General features: G+C 69.3%; 16 protein-coding genes and 1 pseudogene. 7 read left to right on the top strand and 10 right to left on the bottom strand.

Annotation, left to right across the window (positions count from 1 at the left end):
• The first annotated feature begins 201 nt into the window (after positions 1–201).
• Both QHF83_RS50540 and QHF83_RS50535 read left to right on the top strand, forming a co-directional pair.
• Complete coding sequence (locus QHF83_RS50540; protein WP_282425366.1) at positions 202–1,443, top strand: hypothetical protein; 1,242 nt, start codon at positions 202–204, stop codon at positions 1,441–1,443.
• Complete coding sequence (locus tag QHF83_RS50535) at positions 1,440–2,066, top strand: ABC transporter ATP-binding protein (protein WP_282425365.1); 627 nt, start codon at positions 1,440–1,442, stop codon at positions 2,064–2,066. The genes QHF83_RS50540 and QHF83_RS50535 overlap by 4 nt, the downstream gene beginning before the upstream one ends.
• On the opposite strand, the gene QHF83_RS50530 is transcribed toward QHF83_RS50535, so the two are convergent.
• The 4 genes from QHF83_RS50530 to QHF83_RS50515 all read right to left on the bottom strand — a co-directional run bounded on the left by QHF83_RS50530 (position 2,067) and on the right by QHF83_RS50515 (position 7,390).
• Positions 2,067–3,545: an RtcB family protein gene (locus QHF83_RS50530; protein ID WP_282425364.1), complete on the bottom strand. Its 1,479-nt coding sequence runs from the start codon at positions 3,543–3,545 to the stop codon at positions 2,067–2,069. It lies immediately after the preceding gene.
• Positions 3,511–3,939, bottom strand: coding sequence for an archease (locus QHF83_RS50525; protein ID WP_282425363.1), 429 nt, complete (start codon positions 3,937–3,939; stop codon positions 3,511–3,513). Before QHF83_RS50525 ends, QHF83_RS50530 begins: the two co-directional genes overlap by 35 nt.
• Positions 3,940–3,970: 31 nt before the next feature.
• Complete coding sequence (locus QHF83_RS50520; protein WP_282425362.1) at positions 3,971–5,263, bottom strand: DUF533 domain-containing protein; 1,293 nt, start codon at positions 5,261–5,263, stop codon at positions 3,971–3,973.
• 81 nt (positions 5,264–5,344) lie between these two features.
• Complete coding sequence (locus tag QHF83_RS50515) at positions 5,345–7,390, bottom strand: DUF4139 domain-containing protein (RefSeq protein WP_282425361.1); 2,046 nt, start codon at positions 7,388–7,390, stop codon at positions 5,345–5,347.
• 213 nt (positions 7,391–7,603) lie between these two features.
• Here QHF83_RS50515 and QHF83_RS50510 point away from each other — a divergent pair, with 213 nt between their 5' ends.
• The gene (locus QHF83_RS50510; RefSeq protein ID WP_282425360.1) at positions 7,604–8,083 is read left to right on the top strand and encodes a Mut7-C RNAse domain-containing protein; all 480 of its coding nucleotides are present in this window, start codon (positions 7,604–7,606) and stop codon (positions 8,081–8,083) included.
• Between the two features lie 10 nt (positions 8,084–8,093).
• Here the strand turns inward: QHF83_RS50510 and QHF83_RS50505 are convergent, their stop codons facing one another.
• The gene (locus tag QHF83_RS50505; protein ID WP_282425359.1) at positions 8,094–8,687 is read right to left on the bottom strand and encodes a hypothetical protein; all 594 of its coding nucleotides are present in this window, start codon (positions 8,685–8,687) and stop codon (positions 8,094–8,096) included.
• A 164-nt stretch (positions 8,688–8,851) separates the two neighbouring features.
• Between QHF83_RS50505 and QHF83_RS50500 the strand changes: the two genes are divergently transcribed.
• Positions 8,852–9,634, top strand: a complete 783-nt coding sequence (locus QHF83_RS50500; RefSeq protein WP_282425358.1) for a peptidoglycan-binding protein — start codon at positions 8,852–8,854, stop codon at positions 9,632–9,634.
• Positions 9,635–9,695: 61 nt separating this feature from the next.
• Positions 9,696–11,330 (top strand): hypothetical protein, encoded by a 1,635-nt coding sequence (locus tag QHF83_RS50495; RefSeq protein ID WP_282425357.1) that lies wholly within the window; start codon positions 9,696–9,698, stop codon positions 11,328–11,330.
• Positions 11,331–11,334: 4 nt separating this feature from the next.
• Here the strand turns inward: QHF83_RS50495 and QHF83_RS50490 are convergent, their stop codons facing one another.
• Both QHF83_RS50490 and QHF83_RS50485 read right to left on the bottom strand, forming a co-directional pair.
• Entirely contained in the window at positions 11,335–12,603 is a 1,269-nt protein-coding gene (locus QHF83_RS50490; protein WP_282425356.1) for an acetyl-CoA acetyltransferase, read from the bottom strand.
• 134 nt (positions 12,604–12,737) lie between these two features.
• Positions 12,738–13,226 carry a hypothetical protein gene (locus QHF83_RS50485; protein ID WP_282425355.1) on the bottom strand — a complete coding sequence of 163 codons (489 nt, stop codon included), beginning with the start codon at positions 13,224–13,226 and terminating at the stop codon, positions 12,738–12,740.
• Between the two features lie 460 nt (positions 13,227–13,686).
• On the opposite strand from QHF83_RS50485, the gene QHF83_RS50480 reads away from it, so the two are divergent.
• The gene (locus QHF83_RS50480) at positions 13,687–14,655 is read left to right on the top strand and encodes a hypothetical protein (protein WP_282425354.1); all 969 of its coding nucleotides are present in this window, start codon (positions 13,687–13,689) and stop codon (positions 14,653–14,655) included.
• A gap of 26 nt (positions 14,656–14,681) precedes the next feature.
• Here the strand turns inward: QHF83_RS50480 and QHF83_RS50475 are convergent, their stop codons facing one another.
• The 3 genes from QHF83_RS50475 to QHF83_RS50465 form a co-directional block, all read right to left on the bottom strand.
• The gene (locus QHF83_RS50475) at positions 14,682–15,668 is read right to left on the bottom strand and encodes a hypothetical protein (protein WP_282425353.1); all 987 of its coding nucleotides are present in this window, start codon (positions 15,666–15,668) and stop codon (positions 14,682–14,684) included.
• Positions 15,669–15,790: 122 nt separating this feature from the next.
• Positions 15,791–16,384 (bottom strand): hypothetical protein, encoded by a 594-nt coding sequence (locus tag QHF83_RS50470; protein ID WP_282425352.1) that lies wholly within the window; start codon positions 16,382–16,384, stop codon positions 15,791–15,793.
• Positions 16,385–16,753: 369 nt separating this feature from the next.
• On the bottom strand, positions 16,754–18,238 hold the full coding sequence (locus QHF83_RS50465) for a multicopper oxidase family protein (RefSeq protein ID WP_282425351.1): 1,485 nt from the start codon (positions 18,236–18,238) through the stop codon (positions 16,754–16,756).
• 179 nt (positions 18,239–18,417) lie between these two features.
• Here QHF83_RS50465 and QHF83_RS50460 point away from each other — a divergent pair.
• Positions 18,418–18,780, top strand: a pseudogene (locus tag QHF83_RS50460) (hypothetical protein); the annotation flags it as partial.

Below are 18,780 nucleotides of genomic sequence, written 5' to 3'. Positions count from 1 at the left end.
CGGTCTTGCCTCGGCCTGTTCGATGAACTGCGCATCGCGCAGTTCATCGACCCCGGGTCCAGCGCTTGCGCTGGTCCGGGTCCAGGGGTGGACAACCCCTGGTCGGGGTCCGGGGTGAAACCCCGGCTCTACGCTCCGCGCTGTTCCGGCCCGGAGCTCCCCGCTATCCTCGCTCCGCGCGCACACGGAAGGGGGCGTGCGATGCGACACCTCGCTCTCGCGAAGATCCTCGTCGTCCTCTCGGTGCGCGCCGCGTATCCCCTCGCGGCCCCGCTGCTCCTCGGCGTCTTCATCGTTGCCACGGTTCTCTTCGGCCCGAATGGGATGCGTTCGTCCGAGGCGCTCGCCGTGATGCGCGCCTCCCCCACGCTCATGACCGTCCTCTGGGCCGGATGGCTCGTGCTCGGCCTGCCCGCCGCGCGCGCCGCGCTCGTTCCTCCGTCCGGGACGTATCTTCGTTGGTTACCTTCCCCACGCCTCGTCTTTCACCTTGCGGGCGCCGTGTGCGCGCTCGTCGTCGAGGCGCCGTGGATGCTCCTGTTCGGGCGCGGCGAGGGCCTCCTGTCGGCCGCCACGGCCGGGCTCGCGGCCCTCGCGGGGCACGCGCTCGCCGCCACGCGACCGTGGGGCGCGCGGGAAGCGTTCGCGACGGCCGGCGTGGGGCTCGCGGTGTTTGCCCGGATCCCGCCGCTCGCCTTCGGGGCGGCGCTCGTCGCTGCCTGCCTGTCCGTCCCGGCCGCCTTCCGCCGCGCGCCCGAAGCGTCGGCCGGGGTGAACCGGGGCTACTTCGGTCGATCTCCGCTCGGCGCGCTCGCCTCGACGTTCTTGCTCGGCGTCCTTCGGAGCGAACCTGCGGTCGTCGGTCGCGCGCTCGCCCTCGCGGCGCTCGCCGGGCTCGTGCTCCCGCTCGCAGCGCGTGGGCACGACCTCGTGGCGGACGCGTCCATCGGCGCGCTCGCCCTCGGCCTCGCCGCCGTCGCGCTCTCGCCGGGCCTCTCGGGGGCTGCGGCGGCCGTCGTGCGGGCGGAGCGCGCGACCTCCTGGCTCTGCGATGCGACCGGCACGCCGCCCGGCACGCGCGCGCTCGCCGCGGCCCTCGCCGGCGGCGTCCTCGGGGCCACGAGCGGGCTCGTCCTCGCGACCGTCGCGGCCCTCGGCCTGCATGCGCCGCTCGCGCTCGGCGCGCGGCTCGTCGTGCTCTCGGTTGCCGCGGGCCTCACCACGGGCGCGATCCTCGTCGGCGGCGCGCGCGAAGCCGAGGCCTCTCCGCGGCGCGGCGATCGCGGCATGCTCGAAGCGCTCGTCTGGGCTGTGTTCGGCGCGGCCGCGGCGTCGCTCGCGGGTGAGCTCTCGCTCGCCGTGATCCTCGCCGTCGGAATCGTGCGGGTCGGCTCGGCCGCGCGTCGCGCCGAGGTGCTACGCAGGCTCCGAGGTGCGGCGTGACGCTCTCGATCGTGGACTTGAACAAGTGGCTCGGCGGCCGGCTCGTGCTCGACGGGGTGAGCCTCTCGGCCGCGCGGGGCGAGATCGTGGCCATCTTCGGCGACAACGGCGCGGGCAAATCCACGCTCCTGCGCATCCTCGCGGGCGTGCTCGACGCGGACCGGGGCCGCGCGACCCTCGACGGCGCCTCGATCCTCGGCTCCCGCGCCGCCGCGCGCGCGCACGTGGGCTACGTGCCCGAGGCCGCCGACGCGCCGGCCCACCTCTCCCCGCGTGAGCTCGCCGCGCTCGTCGCCGCGCTGAAGCGTGTCCCCCTCCCGGCCGAGGCGCTCCTCGAACGCCTCGGCCTTCGCGCGTACTGGGATCGGCCCTTCGGCGGCCTCTCCCTTGGCCAGCGACGCCGGAGCTGCCTGTGCGCGGCGATCCTCGGCGACGTACGCTTGCTCCTGCTCGACGAGCCCACGAACGGCCTCGACGCGGCCGGCGTCCGGGAGCTCGCCTCGCTCCTCGAAGAACGTCGCGCGGCGGGCACGACGATCCTCGTCGCGACGCACGATCCCGCGTTCGCCGAGGCGATCGGCGCGACGCGGGTCCGGCTCTCGGCCGGCAAGCTCCAGGCCTGATTACCCTTTCACCACGCCGATCGGCCGCAATCGGGCGACCTTTTTCGCGATCCCCGCCGACGCCACGACGTCGACCACCCGATCGACGTCCTTGTATGCCGCGGGCGCCTCCTCGGCGAGCTCCGCATTCGACGCGCACCGAATGACGATCCCGCGCGCTTCGAGCTCCTTGCGGAGCGCGTGCCCCGTCACCTTTTTCTTCGCGGCGGCGCGGCTCATTTGCCTCCCGGCGCCGTGGCAGGTGCTCCCGAACGACGCCTCGCTCCCGTGCTCGGTCCCCATGCACACGAACGACGAAGTCCCCATGCTGCCCGGAATGAACACGGGCTGTCCGATATCGCGATAAGCCGCCGGCACGTCCCGGCTCCCCGGACCGAATGCGCGCGTCGCGCCCTTGCGATGCACGCACACCTTCTTCCCCTCGTATTTCTCGATCTTCGCCGTGTTGTGCCCGACGTCGTAGATCAACCGCAAGAAGCCGTCACGCTCCCCGAACATCCGCCGGAACACCTCCCGCACGATGTGCGCGATGAGGTGCCGGTTCGCGAAACCGAAATTGGCGGCGGCGCACATGGCCGCGAAATACTCCTGTCCCTCGGGCGACGAGAGCGGCGCGCACGCGAGCTGCCGGTCCGGCACCTGAATGCCGTAGCGCTGCATCACGGCATCCATCAAGCGCACGTGATCCGTGCACACCTGGTGCCCGAGCCCGCGGGATCCCGAATGCACGAGCACCGTCACCCGCCCGACCGAGAGGCCGAGCCGCCCGGCCAAACCCTCGTCGAACACCTCGTCGACGACCTGCACTTCGAGAAAATGGTTCCCGCTCCCCAGCGTACCGAGCTGATCTGCGCCGCGTTGCCTTGCGCGCTCGGAGACCGCGGACGCATCGGCGCCCTCGAGCGCGCCGCCGGATTCGATGTGCTCGAGGTCGGTCTCGGTCCCCACCTCGTGATCCCGGACGAGCGCGCCCGCGCCGCCTTCGAGGATCTTGTCGAGCTTCTTGCCCGAGAACGACCACCGCCCGCCGCGCCCGGCGCCCGAGGGCACGCTGCGCGACAGCTCGTGCACGAGGCTATCCACGCGATCGGCGATGTCCTTGCGTTCGAGGTTCGCGACGAGCAGCCGCACGCCGCAGTTGATGTCGAACCCGATCCCGCCGGGCGAAATCACGCCGTCGGGCAGCGCCGTCGCGGCCACGCCGCCGACCGGAAAACCGTATCCCTCGTGCATGTCGGGCATTCCGCAAGCGGCGCCCACGATACCGGGGAGCGTGGTCACGTTGACGAGCTGCTCGACGGAATGGTCGGCGAGCAAGCCGGGCAGCATCTCCGGGCTCGCGAAGATCCGCGCCGGCACCCGCATGTCGCTGCGATAGGACGTCGGGATCTCGTAAACGGAGGGAGCGACCTCGACGAGCGGCGGGGGCGGTGCTCTCGGGGGTTCAGATGTCGAGGACGACGTGGACCGAGTAGCCATGCGAATCCTCCGTGATGTGGACGTCGTGAAGCGTGGCCGCCTTGACGAGGGGCCGGAGGCCTTGGACCTCCGCGCCGTGAATCCGGGCCACGAGGTGATCGGAGGCGAGCTCGTCGAAATGGAAATCGACGTAGACCCGGCCATCCACCTCGGTCCGAAAGACGAGCTCGTTCAGCCAGTCGACGAGGAGCGCCTCGCGGTCGACCGAATGCAGCGATATCGGAACCCCCTCGCCGGCGGCCTCGGGCAGCGGCCCCTCGCCGACGGCGAGCTCGGCGAGCGCGCGGCCGGCCTCGGCGAAGAGCTCGGGGAACGTGGGCGCGAAGAGGCCGAGGCGCAGCTCGGCCGTGTGGTCCTCGAACGTGTGGCGCGGGCCTTCCGGGCCGGACGTCATGCGGGGGAATATCGTCGCCTGTGGGCCGACGTCACGGGAGGGGTGGAATGCCGAGGCTCCCGTGCAGGCGGGCGACATCCTCGGGGCGAAGGCCGAGCATGGAGGGCAGGCCTTTGAGGTACGCGCGCTCGGCCTCGGATTCGGTGCCTGCGGAGAGGAGCGAGACCACGTAGAATTGCTCGGCCATCTGGGGAGAGCGGATCTGCCCGACGAGCGCGAAGGGCGGCTGCGGGGCTTCGAGCTCTTGGGCGAGCGCGGCGCGATCCTCGGGGCCGAGGCCGGCGCGCGCGAGGCGATCGAGGATACGCGCGCGCTCGTCGGGGTCGATCTGACCGTCGATGAAGGCGGCGGTGATCATGGCGCGAATGAGGAGCAGAGCGTCGGCCTGGCCATCGGCCGCGGGTGCTGCGGGTGCCGCTACGGGTGCGGCAGCGGGCGCGGGCGCGGCGGGCGCGGGTGCCGCTACGGGTGCGGCAGCAGGCGCGGGCGCGGGCGCAGCGGCGACCGGGTTTGGCGTGGCACCCCATTGCGCGGGCGGCGGGGTCGGAGCCGGTGGAGCCGCGTTCGGCGGAGCCCCCCATTGCGCCGTCGGCGTCGTGCTCGGTTGCGCGTTCCATTGCGCCGGCGCGGGCGGAGCCGCGTTCGGCGGAGCCCCCCATTGCGCCGTCTGCGGCGCGTTTTGCTGCGCGTTCCATTGCGCCGGCGGCTGCGCAGGCTGCCCCGGCGGAGGCCCACCCCACCCCGCTTGCGGACCCGGGTTTGGCGGAGCACCCCATTGCTGCGGCGGCTGCGGCGGGCCTCCCTGCGGGCTCCCCCAGGGCGCGTGTCCCTGCGGCTGCGCCGCGGGCGCGCTCGTCCCCCACGTCGACGGATCATTGTGGTAGACCGGCACCCCGAAATTCGCCCCGCCGCCTCCCTGCGGAGCGCCCGGCGGAATCGGCCCGGACGTCGACCCCATCAATTGCCCGAAAAACCCTTGCTGCTGCGCGGGCGCACCCGGCATCCCGTGCATCCCCGGCGCGCCCGGCATCCCGTGCATCCCCGGCGCGCCCGGCATCCCGTGCATCCCCGGCGCGCCCGGCATCCCCGGCGCCGCCGGTTGCTTGAAGTGCTGATATGCCATGTACGCGAGCCCGCCCGCCGCCGCGACCCCTGCGGCCCCCGCGAGCAGCGTGCCCGCGCCGATCCCGCTGTCGTCGTCGCGACGCTCGTACGCATCGTCGTCGCGGTACCGACGACGACGCGAATCGCGGAAGCTCCCGCCATCGACTCCATCCGAGACCAGCGCGCCCAGGATCCTCTGCGCATCGAACATGGACCGCATGTTCGCCAGAATGCGCGCCGCTTTCAAGGCCGGCGGGTGGGCGCCCGTCCTCGCCGCCCACCCGCCGCCTCCCGCGCGCCTTCAGATCGACAGATTCGCGATGTAGTCCGCGAGCTCCTCCCGCGCGACCCGCACCGCCGCTTGCGCCGCGTCGATCGTCCGATCGATCTCGCCGATCCGATCCTCCGTCGACGCGAGCGCCGTCAGGTACCGCGTGTGCAGCTCACTCCCTTGCGGCGCCGATGCCAGGTTCCTCCGCACCCGCTCCTGATCCGCCACCAGCGTCTGCCGCTCCGTCCGCAGGAGCGCGAGCGCCTGCTCCCGCGACGCGAGCGTCCTCTGGAGCTCCGCCACATGCTCGAGCGCGGCGCGCACCTCCGCCGAGATCTCCGTCGACGCGAGCAGCACCCCGAGCTCCTGCGCCGTGATCGACCCGATCACGATGCTCTGCTCGATCGTCCGCTCGAGCACGGCATTCAGCCGCACGGTTTGTCCTTTTGGAACCTCCTGCCGGATCCGCGTGTGCGTGTCCGTCGTCCCGATCACGCCCTCCTTCGGCTCTTCCAAGGTGAACCCCTGGATGCGCGGGTGCTCGATGACGAGCACGCGATCCTCGTCCGCCGCGCCCTTGATCGTGTACGTCGTCGTGCGCCGCTCCACGCGACGCGCCTCGAGCACGCCCCGCGCGATCTTCGCGGCCCTCACGATCTGCGCGATCTTCTCCTCGCGATCCACGCTCACGTCGAGATCCACCGCGTAACTCACGAGCCGATCCTCGCCCGCCGGAAGCGCGCCGAGCCGCGCGTCCCCGACGAACGCGGTCGGCTCGTTCGCCGAAGCGTTCTCGTAAATCGACAGGATGCCCGGCGGCAAACCCGTCTCGGTCTCGTTCATGAGCCGCACCGACGCGAGCGGGTTGCGCTTGTCCACGTCGTAGCGGTACCAGGAGACCCGCTCGACCGGGATCGACTCGCTCACGATCGGCACGAGCAGCGATTGCCCGCGCGGCAGATCCACCGGCTCCGGGAAGCGGAACACGACCTGCGTCGCGCCCTCCACGGGCTCGGCGATCGGCGGCGCCCCGGGCAGGACCGCCTCTTCGTTCGGTTGCATGGTGAAGTTCAACGCGTCGGCCGCCGACGGCGCGGCCATGAAGCCACGCATCACGCGCCCGGCGCCGCCTGCGCCGTCGGAGACCTCGGCCTCCGGCACGGCTCCCACGTCGACCGGCGGCAGCCTGCGCCCGAGCACCTCCACCGGCACTTCCGGGCGATTCACGAAATACGCTTCGTACACCGCCTGTCGCAACGTCACGGGGTTGCCCGACGCCACCGACAGCTCCACGCGGTTCCAGTCCTGCCCGCTCATGTTCTCCAGCAAGGCCCACCCTTCGAGCCGCGCCTCGCCTTCCTGCTCGGGCAACACGAGCCGATACGTCGCCTTCCACAGCGGCGCGGCGACCACGTACCCCACGCGCACCGTCCGCTCGCCTTGCCCGTGCACGTCGATCGTGATCGTGCGCCGATCCGCGGCCGCGTGCGCCGCGATCGCCGAAAGCGCCTGCTCCACCTGGCTGCGCAGCCGCGCGTCCACGATGTCGATCTGATCCGCCTCTTCGAGCACGATCTGCCGCATGCCCGTCGGCGTCAGGAGCGACAGCCGGTGCCGCACGATCGTCCCTTGCCCCTCGCCGAGCGAAACCTTTTCCTCGGTCACCGCGACGAGCCGCCCCTCCACGGTCGCGCCGTGCGCCGACACGCGCAGAAGCTGACCGCGCAGCGCGCGGAGCAGCGAGACCGTGGAGGACAGGTCCTCCTGCGAGAACGGCAGATCCCGGAAGAACTCGGAGAGCGGCGCGCGCCCGGGCAGGCTCGCTTGTCCGAGCCGCCCTTGCGGATCCACCGCGAGCAGGCTCTTCAGCACGTCGCTCACCTGATCGAGCCGCACGTCGAACGTGAGCTCGGCGTCGCCCGACACCTGCGCTTCGTGCTCGAAGTACCCGACGCCGCCCGTCGACAGCATCACGCGCCGGAGCGCGAGCTCCTCGGCCGCCGACGCGGAGTTCGCAGCGAACGACGTGGCGATGAGCCCGAGAGCCCACGCGGCCCCGATCCTCGATTTTCTCATGTGCCCTCCCCTTTCGCGCCTCTCGGGCTCCGCCCGGCTCGCCGAGCTCCCCCGGAGGCCTGCGCCTCGGCGGCATGCCGCTCGCGCGCTGCCATGTTCGTCGAGCGCGCGCCGGGGCACGTCAATGCGCCCGAGCCCGCCTTCCCGTTTTCCTCGCTCTCCCTTGCCCCCGTGGCCTTTCGCTCGGCCTCCCGCGGCATACACTCCAGCCTCGTGGAACCGCGGTTTTTTTGCGACGCGATGCTGGGAGGGCTCGCGCGGTGGCTACGGGCCGCGGGCTACGACGCCGCGTTCGAGCAAGGGATCGACGACGGAGTCCTCGTCGCGCGGGCCGCGGAGACCGGGCGCATCCTTTTGAGCTCCGACGGAGGCATCTTCGAGCGCACGACCGTGCGGGAAGGGCACGTCCGCTCGCTCTTCGTGCCGCGGGCGCTGGGTTTGTCCGGGGAGCTCCGGTTCGTCCTCGGCGCGTTCTCGCTCCCGCTCCTCCCGCCGCGGTGCATGACCTGCGGCGGCGCGCTCGTCGAGCTCACGAAGGACGAGGCGCGCGACGAGGCGCCGCCGAAGACGCTGGACAGGATCGAGACGTTTTACCGCTGCGAGGGCTGCGGCAAACTGCTCTGGCGAGGCTCGCACTGGGAGCGCATCGCGCGCGTGCTCGCCGAAGCGGAGGCGGCCGCGCGCGTGCGCTGACGCAGCGTGCTCAGGGCGCGGCCGGACGAACCTCGACGTTCGTGACCTTCGTGTTCCACGGGCAGTATTGCTTCACCTCGTCGATCCACTGGGCCGTGTGCTCCTCGACGTACTCGGGCGTCCCGTCGCAGAGCTCGATCGTGGCGTCCACGAACGTCACCTTCTCGGGGTCGACGTGGAAGGTCCACTTCGGATCGCAGTCCTGCCCGTCGATGACTTCCGCGAAGTTCGGGATGCTCGTCATGCCCTGTTCTTTCAGCTGGATCGCCTTGTCGATGAAGGCCTGGTTCGTGATCCAGACCGTGAACGACTGCCCCACGACATCGAACGTCACGAGCGCGCCGCCCGTCCGATCCTCGCAGAGCGCGCTGCTGCCGCCGCCCGCGCCGCCCTGCCCTCCGGCGCCGCCTTGACCACCGGCGCCGCCTTGGCCGCCTTGACCACCGCCGCCGCCCTGCCCGCCGGCGCCGCCTTGCCCCCCCTCACCACCCTCGCCTCCCGCGCCGCAGGCGGCGTCGCACGTTTGCCCCTTGTCGCAGCCCTGGAGGAACGCAGTCGTCGCCACAAGTGAAAGAACCATTGCAAGTGAGTGAATCCGTTTCATGCCCACCCCTTCCAGCACGCGCCATGCCAGCGGAAAAATCGATTCTGGCGAGACCTACGCCGCGCCGCGTCTGGCCGTGGTGGCGCGTGTGGCACAACGTGGGCCGAAACGACAGCATCTCGACGTCTTGCCGTGTGGGCGGGTGTTTCGTTTAGAATGCGCTCATGCACCCGACGCTTCGGCTCTCGGCAGGTTACGCCGACAAATCCCCGCACCTGCGGGACGAGGTGAAGATCCTCCAGCGCGCGCTCGCAGGCTGGGGGTTCGACGTGAAGCCCGACGGGCAGTTCGGCCCCGGCACGGAGAGGGCCGTGCGCTCCTTTCAACGCCGCCAGGGGTTGGTCCCGGACGACGGCATCGTCGGGCCGAGGACGTGGGAGGCCTTGCTGCAGAAGAAGGCCACGCCCGTCGGCACGTCGGTGCGCGACACGCCCATCGTCACGGGCAGCGAGTGCTTCCCGTTCAGCAAGCTCCCCACGGTGAACTGGACGAGCTCGCCGCGATCGTTCGGATCACGCCGGAGCGGCGGCACGCGCGCGCATGCGGGCTGCGACCTTTACGCCTCGCTCGGGACGTGGATCCACGCCATCGCCGACGGCGAGGTGATCCAGGGCCCGTACCCGTTCTACTGCGAGACGTACGCGCTCGAGGTGCACCACGGCTCGTTCGTCATCCGGTACGGCGAGATCCAGAGGTTCACGACGGTGAAGGCTGGCGACAAGGTCAAGGCGGGGGACCGAATCGCCAAGGTCGGGCACCTCGTCGGCATCAAGGTGCCGAGCGACATGCTCCACCTCGAGATGTACAAGGGCAACCTCTCCGGGCCCCTCACGCAACGCTCGGGCGGAGCGAAAACGGCGGACGGCGCGGCCTTCCAGCGCCGCGCGGACCTCATGGATCCGACCCAGCACCTGCACCGCTGGGCGAGCAATTTGCCGCACGATTGACGCGGATCCGCGGGGCGGACGCCGCTTGCCAAGCGCGGCGGATTCGCTGTACCAAACTTCCATGCGCCCGCTCCGCCCGTCCTTCGCCCTCCTCGTCGCGTCGCTCCTCGCCCCCACGCTCGCCGGCTGCGGCGGGGAGGAATCGCCGCCCGGGGCCCCCGCGCGCACTCCGATCGCCGACGATCAAGGCAAAGCGACGAGCCTCTCGTGCCCCGGGGCGGCCGGGTGCGAAAAGGCCGAGGGTGACCTCTTCGTCGGCGCCTCGGCGCAGAAGATCACGCCCACGATCGAGACCTGGACGGACACGAACCAGAATGGCCGGTGGGACGAGGGCGAGGCGTACGAGGATACGAACGGCAATGGGAAGTGGGACGGCGTCTGGCTCGCGGGCTTCGGCATGGGCCGCGCCGCGACGGGCGTGCACGACGACGTCTGGGCGCGCGCGGTCGTCCTCGAGCAAGGCGACGTCTCCGTGGGCATGGTCTCGCTCGACCTCGTGGGGTATTTCCAGCAATACGTGCTCGACATCCGCAGGGCCGCCGCGGCGCAGGGGCTCGATTTCGATCACATCCTCGTCGCCTCCACGCACGTGCACGAGGCGCGCGACACGATGGGCATGTGGGGCCGCGACGCGAGCCACACGGGCATCGATCCGGCCTACATGGATCACATCGTCGAGCAAGCCGTCCTCGCGCTGAAGGAGGCGAAGGCGGGCCAGAAAAAGGCAAAACTCGTGGCCGCGCAGGCCGAGGCGCCGGAGCTCGTGAACGACACGCGAAGGCCGTTCGTGATCGATCAGAACATCACGACGCTGCAGTTCCGGGACGAGAGCGACGCCGTCGTCACGAACGTGGTATTCTGGGGCAACCACCCCGAAGCGCTCGGATCGGACAACACCCTCGTCACCTCCGATTACCCGCATTTCCTCCGCGAGACGATGGAGGCGAAATGGCCGGGGGCGCCGACGGTCTTCTTCAATGGCCCGCTCGGCGGCCTGACGACGACGATCGGGATCGTCGGCTGCCCGGATTTCAGCGGGATGGAGACGTGCAAGCAGGGGACGTGGGAGCGCGCGGAGTACGTCGGCAAGGGCGCGGCGGAGGCGGCGATCGCAGCGCTCGAAGGCGCGAATACGACGAAGGACGAGGCGCCCTCGCTTTGGGTGCACCGCCGGGCCTTCCTCATGCCGGCGACGAACATCACGCTCGCCCTCGCGGTCCTCTCGGGGCTCATGCCGCGCGAGGTCTACTGGTCCGATGGGAAACGCGTGACGGCGGAGGAGCGCACGGGCCTCAACATCGCCCTCTTGCAGAACGGCGAGGTGGTCATCGCGACCGAGGTGAACGGCATTCACATCGGCCCGGTGGCGATCGCGACGGTGCCCGGAGAGCTCTACACCGAGCTCTGGCTCCAGAAGCCGGACGGGAGCTCGTACATCGAAAAACCCGAGGGCGCCGATTACCCGGACGCCGTCCCCGAGACGCCGATCCAGGCCTTCCTGCCGAAGGACTCCATCAAGGTGATGGTGAACAACGCGAACGACGCGGTCGGCTACATCATCCCGCTGCCGCAATGGGACGAGCAGGCGCCGTTCGATTACGGCGACAACGACAACGAATACGGCGAGGAGAACTCGTCGGGCTACCAGGCGGCGCCGACGATCACGAGCGAGTTCGGCAAGATGTACTCGAAGTGAAACATCACGCCCGCCCGACGACGAGCACCACCGCCGTCGTCGCGCTCCCGCCGATGTTCAGCGTCGCCACGCGCTTCGCCCCCGGCACCTGACTCTCCCCCGCCTCGCCCGTCACCTGCTTCTGCGCGTCGAGCAGCATCCGCACGCCCGTCGCGCCCACGGGGTGACCGATGCCCATGAGCCCGCCGCCGGGATTCACCGGCAACGTCCCGCCGCGCAGGACCGTGCCGTCCTCGATGACCCGGAACGGCTCACCCGGCGGGGCGATGCCGAAATGGTCGATGCCCATGTAATGCGAGATCGTGAAGCAGTCGTGGACCTCGACGGCCGAGAGCGCGCTCGGCCCTTCGATCCGCGCCCGCGAGAACGCGTCGAGCACCGCGCCGCGCACGTGCGGGAACACGTACGGATCGTCCCGGCTCGCTTCGAGTTTGTCCTTCATGCCCATTCGTGCCGTCCGATGCCCGTATCCCTCGATACGCGCGAGGCCCTCGATCGGCACGCCGCGCCGCCGCGCCCATGCCGCCGCGTAGTCCGCCGACGCGAGCACCACGCAGGTGGCGCCGTCGGTCACGGGGCTCGCGTCGTAGCGACGCGTGCGGCCGGCGATGACCGGGTTTTCCTTGTCGTCCTCGGCGAGCGCGGCGTCCGAGACCGTCCACTTGCGGGCCTGCGCGTTCGGGTTTTTCCGGGCATTCTCGTAGTTGTTCCGCGCGAGCGCGGCGAGGTGCTCGCGCCGGAGCCCGTAGCGCCGATCGTACTCCTCGGCCACGTGGCTGAAGAGCTCCGGCCATGGGTACGCGACGCCGTCCGTCTCGCGCGGCACCCACGCGGCCGCGCCGAGCTTTTGCTGCGATTCGAAGCCCGGCAGCGCGCGCATGAGCTCCACGCCGAGGACGAGCGCCACGTCGTATCGCCCGGCCTGCAGATCGGCCATCGCCGCGAGCACGGCGACTCCGCCCGAGGCGCAGGCGGCCTCGTGCCGCGTGATGGGGATTCCCGCGAAGTCGGGATGCGCCTCGGCGACGAGCCCGCCGAGATGGCTCTGGCCCGTGTAAAGCTCGGGGATGAAGCTGCCCACGTGCCCCACCTCGACCTCGCGCCCAGCGACGCCCGTGTGGTCGAGCGCGAGCGTCGCCGCCTCACCGATGAGATCGAGGAGGCCTTTGCCCTCGCGCGTGACGTTGCGAGCGAAATCGGTCTGGTGGCCGCCGAGAACGAAGACCGGGGGCAGCGCGCGATCACGCGGCGCGACGCGGGGGGAAGCCGTCATGGTGTGACGACTCTACGGCGCGCGTGACCCCGGCGGCAAGGGCGTCCGTGTGCGTGGCCCGCGATCGGCGTGCCGACCTGGAGAGGTCGAGCAACCGCGCGCGTTTGGCAGGACGCCCCGAACCCGCTAGCGCATCACCAGAAGAGGCCAGGTCCGCCGCAGGGGCCGATGGCGCCGCCGCAGGGGCCGATGCCGCCGATTCCGCCGATGGGGCCGCAGCCCAATTCAAACGGGTCGTCGCAGGGACCGCCCCGAACACCGATACCGACGCAGCCGCCATAGAAGCCGCCGGCGCAGCCGCCCCAGACCCCGATCGGGCCGCCGCACGGTGCTCCACAGCCGCGGAATCGGCCGCCATAGTATGGATAGCCGGCCCCCCACCACGAATTGAGGGCCGCCGCATCTTCCGCCGTGGCCTCGTCGTTTGCGTCCGCGACGGCGGCGTTCGCGTCCGGCTCGGCCAGGCTGTCGTCCGTGGCATCGGCGGTGGCGTCCGCAACGATGGCCCCCTCGCTCTCGATACCGTCCTCGGTGTCGGCATCGGAAAGCTCCGTAGCGCAGCCCGTGCATAGCATCGCCACCGAGGCAGACAGCGCGAGCAGCAGCGTCCCGACCTTCGACATGGAATGCATATCGGTGACCTCCCGTTTTTCTTTGCTCCCTGGATGTCTCCCGCAAGACGCCGATCCACGAAGATCGGTTCGCGGAGGCCGACCAGGTGCAATCTCTTTCGGGCCGCGCGGTTCGATGTCCAGTCGTCCGGGCCACGCCCATTCAAGCAGGAAAACCAGACAACAGGAATGCTCACTGTCACGTGGAGGCGGGAGCAGAAGCGGGACGGAAGCATGAGCGCGGGCTCCGGGAGCCCGCTCGGGGACGGAGATCGTACCGTCGTGCTCGACCTTTTCAAGACCATGCCGTCCTCGCCGTCTTCGCGCTTCGCGCTCCGGGCGTTCCTCGTGCCGGCGACGAATATGTTGCTCGCCATTGCGACCCTCGCGGGGCTCAAGCCTGTCGCAGCGGGCTCGACTCGTTCGTGGCGCTTCGCGCGCTGCCGCTCCTCCCGTCGCGCGAAAGCGCGCCTTGACGGATGCCCGCATTCGAAGCGAAGACAAGATATGCACCTCGCTCACTCCATTCGCAGCTCCGCCGCCGCGTGTTTCTTCCTCGCCGCTGGATGCGCTCCAGAATCGGCAGAATTTTCCGGACTCGCTCGCGCTCACGGCGGACGAGGTCCTGTGGACCAACAACACGGGCGGGGAGATCATGCGCCAATCCAAGGCCGGCACCGTGCCCGTGCCTTTCGTGAAGGGGCAACAGGCTCCGAGCGATCTCGTCGAGCGTGATGGGGTCCTCTACTGGTGCAATACCGAAGACGACTCGATCGGCACGGCCAAGCTCGGCGATCCGGCCGGCGGCGTCGGGCCAAAGGCCCTCGTCATCGACTCGCCGCGGCGATTGGCCACCGATGGTGTGACGTTCTTCGTCGCCACCCCCAAGTTCTTGCTCCGCGCGCCGGTCACGGGCGGGCCTGTCTCGGATCTCGTGACCGACGTGAATTGGTACGGCATGAGCTCGCAAACGAAAGGCATCGCGCACCACGAGGGGATGGTGTATTGCAGCGAGTCCATCGGCGGGCGCGCCGCGCGCGTGCCTGTGGCAGGCGGCATTCCGGAGGTCCTCGCGCCCGGCCCTGGCAAGCTCGGGACGATCGCCGTCGACAAGAGCGGCGTCTACTGGTTGAGCGTCGAGGCGACCGCCACGAAGCTCTGGGTCTCCGACCGCGCGGGCGTCGGCGCGACGAGCGTCTTTCAAGGTGAAAATGTCATACCGTTTTCGCTTCCGAAGGTCGTCACCGACGACGAGGCCATCTATTTCAGCATGGATCCGGAGAGCGGCGGCGGCTCGGCGCTCCGGCGCAAGACGAAGGCCGGCGCGGACGTCGCACGTGTGCTCGCGAGCGGGCAAGAGCAGATCGGGGACATCGCGGTGGACCCGACGCACCTTTACTGGATCTCGGGGTCGTCCATTCTGCGGATCGCGCTCCCCTGATTCGGCGGACCTGGCGAGCCGAACGGCTAACGGTTCCGTCCCAGGATCGCATCCACGGTCTCGACGTCAATCTCGGGGTTGAAGCTCGCTCGTTCCACTTTGTCGGGGCGCAACACCACGAAATCGGGGTGATCGGCGCGCGAATTCCCGGTCCACGCGCCTCCGTGCACGATGAAGCGTCGCCCCTCCCACGCGCCGCGGAGGTCGTAGGTGTACTCGCGGGTCGTCACGTCCGTACCCACGTAATCATACGTCTTCACGTCGGGGGTGGTCACGAACAGGACGGTACGGACGTGCACGACGTCGCGCGCCCTCGAGTCACGCGTGATCTTCGTGATGGCCTTGTATACCGGCAAGTTCCAGACCTCGTGCCCGGCGTCCCTGTCGATGATGAACGGGCGCTTGTTCTTGAAGAGCTCGACGACGAGGACTCGATGGAACCTGTGCGGCAGGATGTCCGCGTAGACATCGTCCCACGCGCCGTCATTGCGATCGCCGATGGTGGGCGTGTCGGTCACGGCCTCGTACGTCTTGAGAAGAAGCGCCTTGAGGTCACCGACTTTGAAGCGCAGCGAGCCGTGGACCATCGGCTTGTTCGGCTCGGGCTCCATGATCGAGGCGAGCGCCCACGCGAAGCATAGACCCGACCATGTATCGGCCCGCGCATCGTACAGCTTTTCGCGCTCGTACGTCGCCGCCTTCGTCGTCTTGCGCTGGAACGTGCTGCTGTAGAGATCGTACTTCTGGAGGGGCGAGAGCTCTCCGTTCCTCGCCGTGAAAAGAAAATCGTCCACGGCCGGGAACCACCACGAGGACCAGGGCTTGATCGTCGCTTCCGCGGAGAACTCCCCCTCCGATACCACGAGGTTTTTCCGGGTGCTCCCCCGTCTCTCGGTTACTTCCTCCACGGAAATCTCCACATCGCTGTCTTCTTCCGGTGCGACATCGCCGCACCCAGCGAGCGTACCGAACAACATCAGCAAGAGGGCGGCATGATGGACACGAGACGCCATGGTGGAACTCCTCCGTGCAAACGAGCAATCTGCCCGCGTTTTGGACTGCAAAAGTAAAGACGGAAAGAGCCGGAGAGGCCGACCGCTGGGCGGCCCGCCTCCCCGGCGCGAGACGGCTCCTTCTACTTCTGCGACGTCCTCAGGGCCTCGCTGCAGGTGTTGACGACATTTCCGGTCGCCCGCACATCCACGAAGGCCCACGATCCCTGGGCGTCCTTCAGCTTGGCATCGCACAGCTCGGCGACGCTGCTGAACGACAGCAGCTCCTTGCAGTCGTGGACGGTCACATCACGCTTGAACGTGGACTCCATTTCGGTGAACTCGCGACAAGGCGCCTGGGCCAAGATGGTCTTCATGTGCTCCTTGTTGCCCGTGTCGCTGACGCAGGACTTTTCGCAGCTCAGCTCGGCATAGGTCGAGCTGCTCACGCCGAGCTCGATCGGCACGAGGATCTCCTTCTGCTTCCAGGTGATATCCGTGCGTGTGCACGAGATGCTGAACCACTTCGGCTCCCTCTGCCAACCCATGGACCGCGGGTTTCCGCAGCTGTTTTGCAGCTCCTCGAAGCTGAACTGCCTGGCACAGGTGGCCTCGGAATCGATGGGCCGATAGCCTTCCTGCTGAGCGGCGAGGGCCTCCGAGGTGGTCGCGTCCATGAATGCGAGAGAACCGAACGCGAGCGTCGTCAGACCGATGGCGAAAATGCGCTTCAACATGGCTTCCTCCGGTTTGCGTGGAGAGGGCGCCCGCACTTCGAGGGGCCCCCCACGCACTGCGCCCGCAATGCAATCGTTCTGCCGCGGCCGAACCCGGACGAACGGCATGCTGCGGTCCGCGCTCCTCCGGACAGGCCAGGTTTCCCTGGCCCCGGGCGCGATCGTTGGGGCGCAAATTGCTCCGTGAGTACGCCCCGCGCAGACGCCTCGGGCGTCCCGAGGGATCTTCCAAGAAACCGAGGCACCTCGGACGAGAGCTCGCCCGACGGCATGAGCAGGAGGGGAAAGACCCGGAATGTCGTAGGGCCTTGACGGCAGAGGGGCGCAGCCGGGGACGTCGTGCGGGGCCCTACGACAGGCGCCTCGGCCTCAATGCGAATGCGCCTGAACGGGCGTGCCGACCTGGACATCGGCCATCATCCCGTTCTCGCTGTGCTCCGAGATGTGGCAGTGCACCATCCAGCGGCCGTGATTCTCGAAGTACGTGAGAATCGTGGCGGTCTCGTTGCCGCGCACCTCGACGGTGTCGCGCAGCCCGGGCTCGAAGACGGGTTTTCCGCCACGCTCGAGGATCTGGAAGAACTGGCCGTGGATGTGGAACGGGTGCCGCGGGCTCACGTTGCTCGACAACGTGATCTTCACGGGGACGTTCGGCTCGAACGTGTCGAGCAGGACGTGCTCGTGCCCCTCGCCCACGTAGGACGGCACGCCGTTGATGGTGAATTGCACCTGACCGTCCACGACTCCGCCCGAGAGCTTCCATTCATGCGAGGTCGCCTCCACGGACGTCGCGGGCAACGACACCTTCGGGTAGACCGGCTCCGGCGTCACGATTTCGCCTTCGATCGTGCCACGCGCGAGCTCGAAGGGCGCCTCGACCACGTTATCGTTCTCGTCGAGCACCAGGACGAGCGCCTCCAGCACGACCTCGGTGGCGTCGGGCTTCGGGCGCACCTCGAAATCGTAACGTTGCCCCGGCGCGATCTCGACGCGTTCGAGCGGGAATGCTTCGGGAAGCAGCCCGCCGTCGGTGGAGATCACGCGCACGTCGGCGCCGCGGATGCGCAGCCCGTACGAGAGCGCGTTCGTCGCGAGCACGAAGCGCCACCGCTCGATGGCCCCGCGCGGCATCGTGAACATCACGGGCCCCTCACCGCCCTCGCCATTGATGATCCGGCCATTCGAGAGGAGGCGGTTGCCGACGCGCCCCGCGCCGATGTCGGGTCCGCTCGTGAGGAACGCCGAGACCTGGTTGTTCGTGGTCCGGAGCCGGATGTCGTCGCCGACGAAGATCCGCTCGGCCGAGAACGCGGGAAAGTCCCGCTCGTGGACCACGATGGCGCCGTAGAGCCCGTATTCGAGCTGCTGGATCTGGTGCAGGTGCGTGTGATACCAGAACGTGCCCGCGTCGGGGACGACGAAATCGTACGTGAAAGACGCGCCCGGCTGCACCGGGTTCTGGATCACGGGGGATCCATCCATTTGATCCGAGATCCGGAGCCCGTGCCAGTGCACGACCGTCTCCTCGGCGAGCTCGTTCTTGAAATGGACGATGACCCGATCGCCGACGCGCGCGTGGAGCAATGGCCCCGGGAATTGATCATTGTAATTGAAAAGCTGTGTCGGCTCACCCGGGAGGAGCTGCACGGCGTGAGACCGCGCGACGAGGTCGACCTCCAGGATGTGGGGGTCCGGATTCAGGTCCGGCAGGGGTGTTAGCCCTGATACTTCGGGAAGCGGCGGCAACTCGGGATGAACGACCTCTCCGACGCTCGTGCTCGGCGCGGGCGCGTCGTTCCCGCAGCCCACGAGGATCCCGACAAGGGCAAATACGCCCATCGTGTAGCGACTCATGGCACATGAAGCTACCAGCCTCCAACGAACATGAAAATGAAAATCGTTCTCATCTTCACGAGCGGATCCACGTGATCTGAGCCACACGCAAGCCGCGCCCAGCCCTCTTCCACACGTGGTTTTTCCTGCGAAACATCGCGCCTCTTGACGTCTCGCGTGCATTCGTGTCCCGTCGGGCCATGCGCACTTCGCTCGTCCTTCCGCTCTGTTTTGGTGTGATCGTCTTCGGTTGTGGTGACTCCGGCGAGATCGGAGAGACCGCCGGCTCGGGCTCGAGCTCGGTCGGATCTGGAGGCCGCGGAGGAATGGGCGGCGCCGCGACGGTGGGATCCGGGGGAATGGGCGGTCTCGGGGGCATGGGCGGCGGAAGCGGTGGCGATGGCGGCAGCGGCAGCGGCACCGGTGGCAGCGGCGGCACCGGCGGCGGCGGTATGGGCGGCGCCGGTGGCAGCGGCGGCGGCGTCGGCGGTATGGGCGGCGCCGGCGGCACCGGCGGCATGGGCACCGGCGGCACAGGCGGCAGCGGCGGTATGGGCGGCGCC

Origin of the sequence: Polyangium sp. 15x6, assembly GCF_029960785.1 — a bacterium.
Classification (GTDB): Bacteria; Myxococcota_A; Polyangia; order Polyangiales; family Polyangiaceae; genus Polyangium.
Note: the sequence above shows the minus strand (reverse complement) of the source record. Positions and strands in the feature narration are given on the sequence as shown.

Excerpts from the sequence above, each read along its gene's own strand:
- QHF83_RS50540 (WP_282425366.1), top strand. The coding sequence starts at position 202 with ATGCGACACCTCGCTCTCGCGAAGATCCTCGTCGTCCTCTCGGTGCGC.
- QHF83_RS50530 (WP_282425364.1), bottom strand. The coding sequence starts at position 3,545 with ATGGCTACTCGGTCCACGTCGTCCTCGACATCTGAACCCCCGAGAGCA.
- QHF83_RS50525 (WP_282425363.1), bottom strand. The coding sequence starts at position 3,939 with ATGACGTCCGGCCCGGAAGGCCCGCGCCACACGTTCGAGGACCACACG.
- QHF83_RS50520 (WP_282425362.1), bottom strand. The coding sequence starts at position 5,263 with ATGCGGTCCATGTTCGATGCGCAGAGGATCCTGGGCGCGCTGGTCTCG.
- QHF83_RS50515 (WP_282425361.1), bottom strand. The coding sequence starts at position 7,390 with ATGAGAAAATCGAGGATCGGGGCCGCGTGGGCTCTCGGGCTCATCGCC.
- QHF83_RS50505 (WP_282425359.1), bottom strand. The coding sequence starts at position 8,687 with ATGAAACGGATTCACTCACTTGCAATGGTTCTTTCACTTGTGGCGACG.
- QHF83_RS50500 (WP_282425358.1), top strand. The coding sequence starts at position 8,852 with ATGCACCCGACGCTTCGGCTCTCGGCAGGTTACGCCGACAAATCCCCG.
- QHF83_RS50495 (WP_282425357.1), top strand. The coding sequence starts at position 9,696 with ATGCGCCCGCTCCGCCCGTCCTTCGCCCTCCTCGTCGCGTCGCTCCTC.
- QHF83_RS50490 (WP_282425356.1), bottom strand. The coding sequence starts at position 12,603 with ATGACGGCTTCCCCCCGCGTCGCGCCGCGTGATCGCGCGCTGCCCCCG.
- QHF83_RS50485 (WP_282425355.1), bottom strand. The coding sequence starts at position 13,226 with ATGTCGAAGGTCGGGACGCTGCTGCTCGCGCTGTCTGCCTCGGTGGCG.
- QHF83_RS50475 (WP_282425353.1), bottom strand. The coding sequence starts at position 15,668 with ATGGCGTCTCGTGTCCATCATGCCGCCCTCTTGCTGATGTTGTTCGGT.
- QHF83_RS50470 (WP_282425352.1), bottom strand. The coding sequence starts at position 16,384 with ATGTTGAAGCGCATTTTCGCCATCGGTCTGACGACGCTCGCGTTCGGT.
- QHF83_RS50465 (WP_282425351.1), bottom strand. The coding sequence starts at position 18,238 with ATGAGTCGCTACACGATGGGCGTATTTGCCCTTGTCGGGATCCTCGTG.